The 8,419-nt window shown below is 40.5% G+C and carries 7 protein-coding genes and 1 pseudogene; 5 read left to right on the top strand and 3 right to left on the bottom strand.

The genetic code is table 11. From position 1 onward, the window contains the following. Positions 1–56 precede the first annotated feature (56 nt). Complete coding sequence (locus OGM63_RS20140) at positions 57–4,418, top strand: non-ribosomal peptide synthetase (RefSeq protein ID WP_263747436.1); 4,362 nt, start codon at positions 57–59, stop codon at positions 4,416–4,418. A 171-nt stretch (positions 4,419–4,589) separates the two neighbouring features. Here the strand turns inward: OGM63_RS20140 and OGM63_RS20135 are convergent, their stop codons facing one another. After that, a complete protein-coding gene (locus tag OGM63_RS20135; protein ID WP_263747435.1) occupies positions 4,590–4,793 on the bottom strand; it encodes a hypothetical protein in 204 nt (67 codons plus the stop codon). A 289-nt stretch (positions 4,794–5,082) separates the two neighbouring features. Here OGM63_RS20135 and OGM63_RS20130 point away from each other — a divergent pair, with 289 nt between their 5' ends. Next, positions 5,083–5,322, top strand: coding sequence for a hypothetical protein (locus OGM63_RS20130; RefSeq protein ID WP_263747434.1), 240 nt, complete (start codon positions 5,083–5,085; stop codon positions 5,320–5,322). A gap of 394 nt (positions 5,323–5,716) precedes the next feature. Beyond that, positions 5,717–5,872: a transposase gene (locus OGM63_RS29910; RefSeq protein WP_375340504.1), complete on the top strand. Its 156-nt coding sequence runs from the start codon at positions 5,717–5,719 to the stop codon at positions 5,870–5,872. A gap of 34 nt (positions 5,873–5,906) precedes the next feature. Here the strand turns inward: OGM63_RS29910 and OGM63_RS20125 are convergent. Further along, positions 5,907–6,890: pseudogene (locus tag OGM63_RS20125) on the bottom strand (IS630 family transposase); the annotation flags it as partial. 68 nt (positions 6,891–6,958) lie between these two features. On the opposite strand from OGM63_RS20125, the gene OGM63_RS20120 reads away from it, so the two are divergent. Together OGM63_RS20120 and OGM63_RS20115 are read left to right on the top strand one after the other, a co-directional pair. Then, positions 6,959–7,228: a hypothetical protein gene (locus OGM63_RS20120; protein WP_263747433.1), complete on the top strand. Its 270-nt coding sequence runs from the start codon at positions 6,959–6,961 to the stop codon at positions 7,226–7,228. A 117-nt stretch (positions 7,229–7,345) separates the two neighbouring features. Next, positions 7,346–7,870: an IS66 family transposase gene (locus tag OGM63_RS20115; RefSeq protein ID WP_375340503.1), complete on the top strand. Its 525-nt coding sequence runs from the start codon at positions 7,346–7,348 to the stop codon at positions 7,868–7,870. A gap of 81 nt (positions 7,871–7,951) precedes the next feature. Here OGM63_RS20115 and OGM63_RS20110 read toward each other — a convergent pair whose 3' ends face one another. Beyond that, positions 7,952–8,164 (bottom strand): transposase family protein, encoded by a 213-nt coding sequence (locus OGM63_RS20110; protein ID WP_263747432.1) that lies wholly within the window; start codon positions 8,162–8,164, stop codon positions 7,952–7,954. Between the last annotated feature and the right edge of the window lie 255 nt (positions 8,165–8,419).

Raw genomic sequence — 8,419 nt, 5'->3', positions numbered from 1 at the left:
AACTCAGGGAATTCCTGTTATCAAAGCTACCAGAATACATGGTGCCTGGAACCTTTGTGAGCTTAGACACATTACCATTAACACCCAACGGCAAAATAGACCGCTCTTCACTACCAGCACCTGAGGTGTTAATAACCAGAGAACAGGAATATGTCGCACCAACAACACCAAGCGCAGAAATAATCACCAACATCTTCACCCAGGTTCTGAATGTAGAAAATATCAGTATTCACGACAATTTCTTTACCTTAGGAGGACATTCCCTACTAGCAACCCAATTAATTTCCCGACTCAGACAGGTATTTAGCGTCGAAATCCCCCTGAGAAAAGTTTTTGAATCACCCACAGTAACTCAATTAGACAAAATATTAACTCAATTACGTACTACAGACAGCGGATTAACTCTTCCCCCAATTCAACCAAGACACACAGACCTAGAGCAACTACCCCTATCTTGGGCACAAGAACGACTGTGGTTCCTCAATCAACTCGAAGGGTCAAGTGCTACTTATAACGTACCAATAGCAGTTCGCATCAGTGGTAATTTAAATATTCATGCTTTACAACAAGCATTCTCAGAAATAGTCCGGCGTCATCAAATACTACGCACTAGTTTCCCAGCGGTAAATGGCACTGCACTACAGGTAATTCATCTGGAAATCACCACCATCAACATCAAATTGGTAGACTTACAGCAACTAGCAAACACAGAACGTGAAACTGTCTTACAACAACTTGCACAACTAGAAGCAACTACCCCCTTTAGCTTAGAAATAGCACCATTAATCAGGTGTAGTTTATTGCAATTATCATCCACAGAATATATTGTCTTACTGACAATGCACCACATTGTTTCTGATGGTTGGTCAATCGGGGTACTCATCCAAGAATTATCGATTTTATATCAAGTTTTTGCCACAGGACAACCATCTACTTTACCAGAATTACCAATTCAGTATGCAGACTTTGCCCTTTGGCAAAGACAATGGTTAAGTGGGTCTATCTTAGAAACCCAACTCAATTATTGGCTGTCTCAATTGGATAGTGCGCCACAATTGTTACAATTACCCACTGAGCGTCCCCGTCCGAGTGTGCAAACTTACCGGGGTAATGCACAAAGTTTTACGTTTAATACTGATTTGAGCCAAAAGTTGCAAACTCTGTCTGGTAAATCGGGTACAACCTTATTTATGACTTTGTATGCGGCGTTTGCTACTTTATTATATCGTTACACTGGTCAATCAGATATTTTAGTTGGGACTCCCATTGCCAATCGCAACTTTAGTGAAATTGAGTCATTGATTGGCTTTTTTGTGAATACGCTGGTGTTGAGAACTCGGTTTGAAAATAATCCCAGTTTCCAGACTTTGCTGACACAAGTCAGAGAAACCACCCTCCAAGCCTATGAACATCAGGATGTGCCTTTTGAACAACTAGTGGAAGCATTGCAACCAAAACGCTCTTTAGCTTATTCCCCCCTGTTCCAAGTAATGTTTGTCTTGCAAAATCAACCAATAGGTGAAATAGAATTACCTGGTCTGACATTTAGTCAGTTAGATCACCACAGCACAATTGCTAAGTTTGATTTAACATTGTCGATGACTGAAACTCACCAGGGATTGGTAGGGACATGGGAGTACAATACAGACTTGTTTGATGGGTCAACTATTGAACGCATGGCTGGTCATTTCCAGAATTTGTTGTTCGCAATTGTGGAAAATCCACTCTTGCCTGTGGGTGAATTACCTTTGTTGAGTGCAGCAGAACGTCATCAGTTACTGGTGGAGTGGAATGATACCGCAACTACTTATCCCACTGATAAGTGTATTCATCAATTGTTTGAGGAACAGGTAGAGAAAACTCCAGATAATATTGCTGTTGTCTTTGAAGACCAGCACCTGACTTACCGACAATTAAACCAAGCAGCCAACCAATTAGCACATTATTTACAGGGATTGGGAGTCAAACCTGAGGTGCTGGTGGGTATTTGTGTAGAACGTTCTGTGGAGATGGTGGTGGGACTTTTGGGGATTCTCAAGGCTGGTGGTGCTTATGTCCCTCTTGACCCCAATTATCCCACTGAACGCCTTAGTTATATGCTTGATGATTCTGGTGTCCAAGTGTTATTGACGCAAAAGCACCTTGTTCCAGGTTTACCATCACATCAGGTGGTTGTAGTTTTTCTAGACATCGACTGGCATCATATCGCCCAGCAAAGTCAAAAAAACCCAATCACTGAAGTTAGATCTAATAACCTAGTTTACACTATTTATACGTCTGGATCTACAGGCAAGCCCAAGGCTGTACAAATTTTACATAGTGCTGTGGTTAATTTCTTATGTACTATGCGTCAGCAGCCAGGAATGACAGCAGATGATGTACTTCTGGGAGTGACAACTTTTACTTTTGACATTGCTGCTTTGGAGATTTTTCTGCCCATAATCGTGGGTGCATGTTTGGTGATAGCAAAGCGTGAAGTTATCGTTGATGGCAAACAGTTGTTAAACTTGCTGATAAAATCAAATATCACAATTATACAGGCTACCCCAGCAACCTGGCGATTATTGCTAGAAGCTGGATGGCAAAATTCTCATCAATTAAAAATACTTTGTGGGGGTGAAGCTTTAGCTCAGAACCTAGCGAATCAATTACAAGCAAGGAGTACTTCCTTGTGGAACGTTTATGGTCCTACAGAGACTACTATCTGGTCACTAATCTCTCAGGTTGAGCCTCAGTCCGGATTAATTTCTATCGGTCATCCCATTGCCAACACTAAAGTTTATATCTTGGATTGCCATCTACAACCAGTTCCTATCGGTGTCCCTGGAGAATTGCACATAGGAGGTGATGGTTTAGCCAGAGGCTACCTGAACCGTCCAGAATTAACCCTAGAAAAATTTATCCCCAATCCCTTTTCTGAGGGTAAATCAGAACGCCTTTACAAAACAGGGGACTTAGCTCGTTATTTACCTGATGGTAATCTTGATTACCTTGGACGGATTGATAATCAAGTCAAAATACGCGGATTACGCATCGAACTCGGAGAAATCGAATCCGTTCTCAGCACCCATCCACAAATCCAACAAGTTATAGTCATCGTCCGTGAAGATATTCCTGGAGATAAGCGGCTAGTAGCTTACTTAGTACTAAATGAGCAATTAACTCCTGGTATCAGTGAATGGCGACAATTCTTAATGCAAAAGCTACCTGATTACATGATTCCTTCAGCGTTTGTGTATTTAGATTCTCTACCACTGACACCTAATGGTAAAGTTGATAGGCAGAACTTGCATTTACTTGATTCCACAAATCTCACTGTCAAAACTCACTTTGCTCCACCTCTTGATCCTGTAGAACATCAATTATCAGAAATATGGGCAGCCGTTTTGAATATCTACCCTATTGGAGTTCAGGATAACTTCTTTGACCTTGGTGGACATTCTTTATTAGCTGTTCAATTGATGGCACAAATTCAGCAGCAATTTGGTAAAAATTTATCCTTAGCAACACTGTTTCAATATCCCACTGTTGGACAACTAGCAACAATTATTCGTGAACCAATAAATCCCTCAACTTGGTCTCCGTTGGTAATAATTAATTCAACTGGTTCTAAAAAACCTTTCTTCTGTGTTCCTGGCTCTGGTGGCAATCCTATATATCTATACAAACTAGCCCATTATTTAGGTCGAGAGCAGCCTTTTTATGCCCTACAAGCACTTGGTCTTGATGGAGAATCCCAGATCCATACAAAAGTTGAAGACATAGCTGCATATTACATTCAAGCAATACAATCTTTACAATCTGAAGGTCCCTATTTATTAGGAGGCCATTCTTTTGGAGGTCTGGTAGCTTTTGAAATGGCTCAACAGTTACAAAAAAGAGGATATGAAGTACCTCTACTTGCTATTTTGGACTCTGGTGCACCTAGTATGGAGGCTAGAAATGTTAATAATTTTGATCATTTTGATAATGCTGACTGGTTGAATCTCATTGCCTCTCTGTTTGAAGAAATATATGGAAAAAGCTTAGAAATTTCTGGTGATTTTCTCAAAACTATTCCGTCAGATCAGCAGTTAGATTACTTTCGGGAACGTTTGGAAGCAGCTAATTTGCTGCCTCCTAATAGTAGCATCAAACAACTTCGCGGTTTAGTAGAAGTTTATAAGGCTAATATACAAACTGTGTATATACCACGAGAGATATATCCCAATGAAATCACCTGCTTTTTCAGTAGTGAGACAGATGTTCAATCTTCAGAAATTTTGGAGGATTTAAAAAATTCCAGATTAGATTGGCAGAAATTTTCATCAAGAAAACTAAATATTCATTTTGTTCCGGGTAACCACTTGACGATGCTGAGTGAACCTCATGTCAAAGTTTTAGCAGAGTACCTGATAACTTGTATGAAGTGCATATAAGACTTTAGCCATCCTCAATGATTACTAACCTGTACCAAGAATTAAATGGGGTATCGTAATATTTTCTCCTCATCGAGCCCCTTTATCGCCTTTAAACATTTGGTCATCTTCAAACCCAGCTTCCGCACGTCATTTTGTAGTACGAAAAGTAAAAAAGCTCTGAACCCCTATTTAGCACTTCACTTCTTTGGCTTCAGCTAATTCTAAATAAGCTGCTTTTTCTTGATCTGAAATCGTAATTACTTGAGATATTTTTTGTCTTGAATGGTGCAATTCCAGGCTGGCTAGCTTGACTTCTCGCTCTGAGCAATTGTGAAATGATTTGTAATAATCAGAAATGCACCGCACCCATTGCTCTTGGACATAAGCATTCATCTGTTCCCGTATCGAAAGGGTTGTAATACCAATTTAATATGAAGCTGCATATAATAGCAAACTCCGTAAGTTTACATACCCATGAGCCGCCCTTTTAAGATTGAGATCGCAAAAAGCGAAGAGGAACTAAAAAAACGCCTACAAACAGCTAGGCTGGGAAACCAGAAAGAAAAGTTACAGATGCTGTGGTGGCTTAAGAGTGGTCAGGTAAAGGAGCAGCAGGAAATAGGGAAACGCTTGAGTAGAGATACTTCAACAGTCACAAGATGCTTGCAGAAGTATAGGTTGGGTGGATTGTCTGGTTTACTGTCCATCAAGAAAGCAGGAGCAAAACGAAAAATCACCGCGTGGTGCGATCGCAGCACTCAAGGGGGAGTTAGAAACAGAAAAGGGGTTTAGTAGTTATGGTGCAATAGTAGAGTGGTTAAAAAAAGAACATGGGCAAGATATCGAGTATGGAACAGTTTATGCCTGGGTTCAATATCGATGGTTGTGCGAAACTAAAAGTACCGCGCAACCATTGCTATAAGCAGGATGAAGAACTGATATCTGAATTAAAAAAAAACTTGGTCTTCTGGTGCGATCATCTGGAAAAACTTCGCAGCACTTGGCAAGTGCGTCCACTACCGGGTGTCAGGATGAAACCAGGGTGGGACTAAAAACTCTCACAGGAAAAGTGATTACAGCTACATGAGTCAAATCCACTGTTGAGGTAAAATGGGAACGGGAAAATTTTTTGATTTATGGTGCAATTGAACCCTTGACAGGAAAGCATTTCCAGTCACGTTTACCCCAAACTCAACGGCGAGTATTTTCAAAAGTTTTTGGACTGGTTATCTCAGCAATTAGGCAGCGACTATGCAATTTTACAGATTGACCAAGCTTCTGATCATACTAGTTCTGCAATTCGTTGACCGGAGAATATTATACAAGAGCTTCAACCACCCCATTCTCCAGAACTCAACTTGATCGAGAGGCTTTGGCAGTTCCTCAAAAAATCACTTCATAATGAACTGTTTTCTTCTTTACAAGCTTTAAGCGATCGCCAAATAGGAAATATTCAATCAACTTACATTTGAGCAGGTAATATGATGTTCCGTAAATCACTTACGATTAAAGTCCGATTTTAATCCACCAATGAAAACTAGTTAGCCCTTGAATCAAATCTTGCTGTTGAAGTAAAGATTGACAGCGAAGAAATAAAATTTCTTCTAAATCATTGAGTGTCTCAAATGTTCGATTGGCAATTGCTTGGTTAATTAAAGTCCACAATCTTTCTGCGGGTTGTAATTCGGGTGAATGAGAGGGCAAAAATGTCAAATGAAGCCCTTCGGGAAGCTCTAGGTATTTACTGGTATGCCACCCAGCTTGATCCACAACTAAGAGAATGTGTTTATCAGCACGTAAACCGAATTCACGAGCAAAATCTGCTAAAACATGGTTAAATAGTTCCGTATTTACGTAAGGAAGAATCCACCAATAACTTTCTCCAGTTTTGGGATGTACAAATGCATACAACCATAACCACTTATATCTCCAGTTAACATTGGCAATTGGGGTTTGACCTTCGGGAACATAAACTCGTCGAATAACTGGCTTGAGTCCTAAACGATGCTCATCTTCACACCAAAGTTGAATTTCTGCATCCGGGTAAGTAGCTTTGAGTTCTTCAACTTCCGTAGCTAGTTTTTTTTCCAGGCTTCTTGCTCAAAGTAGTCACTTTCTGTATGGCATGGGCGAGGTACTCTTAACCTAAAACTCATCTGCCGTAATATCTCCCACCCTCTATATCTACTAATCTTTGTCCCTGTAACTTCACTTAACCAATCCGCAACTTTTCGACCATTCCAAAATCCCCCATAGTTGTCCATTTGACTGCAAAGCTTGCCATAGTTGTGCTTGGTGAATGTCATCTATTAACGCCTTTGCTCCTCGATTTTCACGGAGGCGATCGCCTATTCCATGGATGCCTAATTCGTTATACCTTTTCACCAGTGCGTATATCCATGTTCTGCTATAGCCTGTGACTTCCTCAACTTCTTTGGTTTTTTTCCCTTGCGCTAATAACCATAAAACCTGACATTGACGACTTTCTAACGTAACCGTTCAGGGGGTAGAAGTGCGATCGCCAAAAATGGCAACCAGAATCTGGTAATGTGAGATTTATGCAAGAAAATGATCCAAGTTACTTAGAGGAAGTACCCCCCAAAGATTGGGAGAGAACTCCAATCAGCGTCAAAAAGCTGGTGGAGAAGATGGGTCAGCGAATAGAAATATTGGAAAAACAACAAGCTGAATTGTTATTGGTTCAGCAGCAGTTATTAGAAAAAGTAAATAAAACATCAAAAAACTCATCATCACCGCCCTCAACCGACCCTCCAGGAATTGAAAAAAAGCAGCCCAAACAGAAAAGCAGAACTTCAGGGGAATTTTAAACTCTGACCGTCATGGTGCTTACAACTGGGTAGATTTAGAAAGGCGGCAATTGTGTTTCTTGCATCTGCGCTCGTTTATTTATCAAAATATCGGAACGGACTGGAGTCTCCGCAGAATTGGGAACTGCACTGGTTAAACAACAAGAAAAATTATTTGAGTTATGGCATCGAGTCCGAGATGGTACTTTATCTCGTGGTGATTTTGGTGAGTTGGTTCAGGAAATTCGCTCATCCATCAACGCAACTTTACTTGAAGAGTCTCGAATACCAGATTACAGCACGGGAAAAAACACCCAAGCGCAAAAACAGTTCGCACTTGTCGGCAATTACGCTCTCTTTGAGTCGGCGATATGGTTGTTTGTAACCTGTGAGGGTGTTGAGCCGACTAACAATGCAGCAGAAAGGGCTATTCGTCCTGCCGTAATATGGCGACGTACTAGTTTTGGTTCTCAAACGGCTGCTGGTAGTGCTTTTGTTGCCCGGATGTTAACTGTCGTTACAACCCTCAAATCCCAAAAGCGCAATGTCTTGGAGTTTATGACTCAAGCTGTTGTTGCTGCTCGTGGTTGTAAAACTGCACCTTCTTTGCTTCCAGAAGATAGTACTTGTTCTGATGATTCTGAGTTATTGAAAGCGGCTTAATTTTATTAGTTTATTTTTGGGGCTGTTTTTCCTCTTTTTTCTACCCCCTGAACGCTTACCATTAGTCTCATTTTTTGAGATTCAAAATTGTAACCCTAAAACTTCAAATGTTGGCATTTGCCTCAAATAAAATAGAAACAAACAGACCTCTTCGGGAATCGGCAGTTTCGGTTTCCGACCTCCTCCTTTTTCATTTATACGTACCTTCTGACGTTCTATCTCTGATTGAAGTAAGTTATGATGGACTTGGGCGATGTTCAACAAATCACGAAACTGGTCGTTGGTTATTCCCAAAAGTTGTTTTGTTCGGTGCCGATATTATTGAATATAATGAAGTGGATTTTTCATTTTGGTAGACGGTCAAAATCCCATTATACCATTTTTTTGAAACCTAGTTAATATTCCAGACGTGTCTATTTAATCAGCAATTCCAAATTCAAAAATCTAGGAGGAGTCAGTGGTTAGGGAAAACACTGAATCCGAGAGCATGAAGTCAATCAAATGCTGCCAACTGTCAAACAGCAAATACTTAGTAAGAGAATGGAAAAG

Origin of the sequence: Plectonema radiosum NIES-515, assembly GCF_025753815.1 — a bacterium.
Classification (GTDB): domain Bacteria; phylum Cyanobacteriota; class Cyanobacteriia; order Cyanobacteriales; family Nostocaceae; genus Hassallia; species Hassallia radiosum_A.
The sequence above is the reverse complement of the archived record's forward strand: the minus strand, read 5'-3'. Positions and strand labels throughout refer to the sequence as shown.

Excerpts from the sequence above, each read along its gene's own strand:
- OGM63_RS20120 (WP_263747433.1), top strand. The coding sequence starts at position 6,959 with ATGCAAGAAAATGATCCAAGTTACTTAGAGGAAGTACCCCCCAAAGAT.
- OGM63_RS20135 (WP_263747435.1), bottom strand. The coding sequence starts at position 4,793 with ATGAATGCTTATGTCCAAGAGCAATGGGTGCGGTGCATTTCTGATTAT.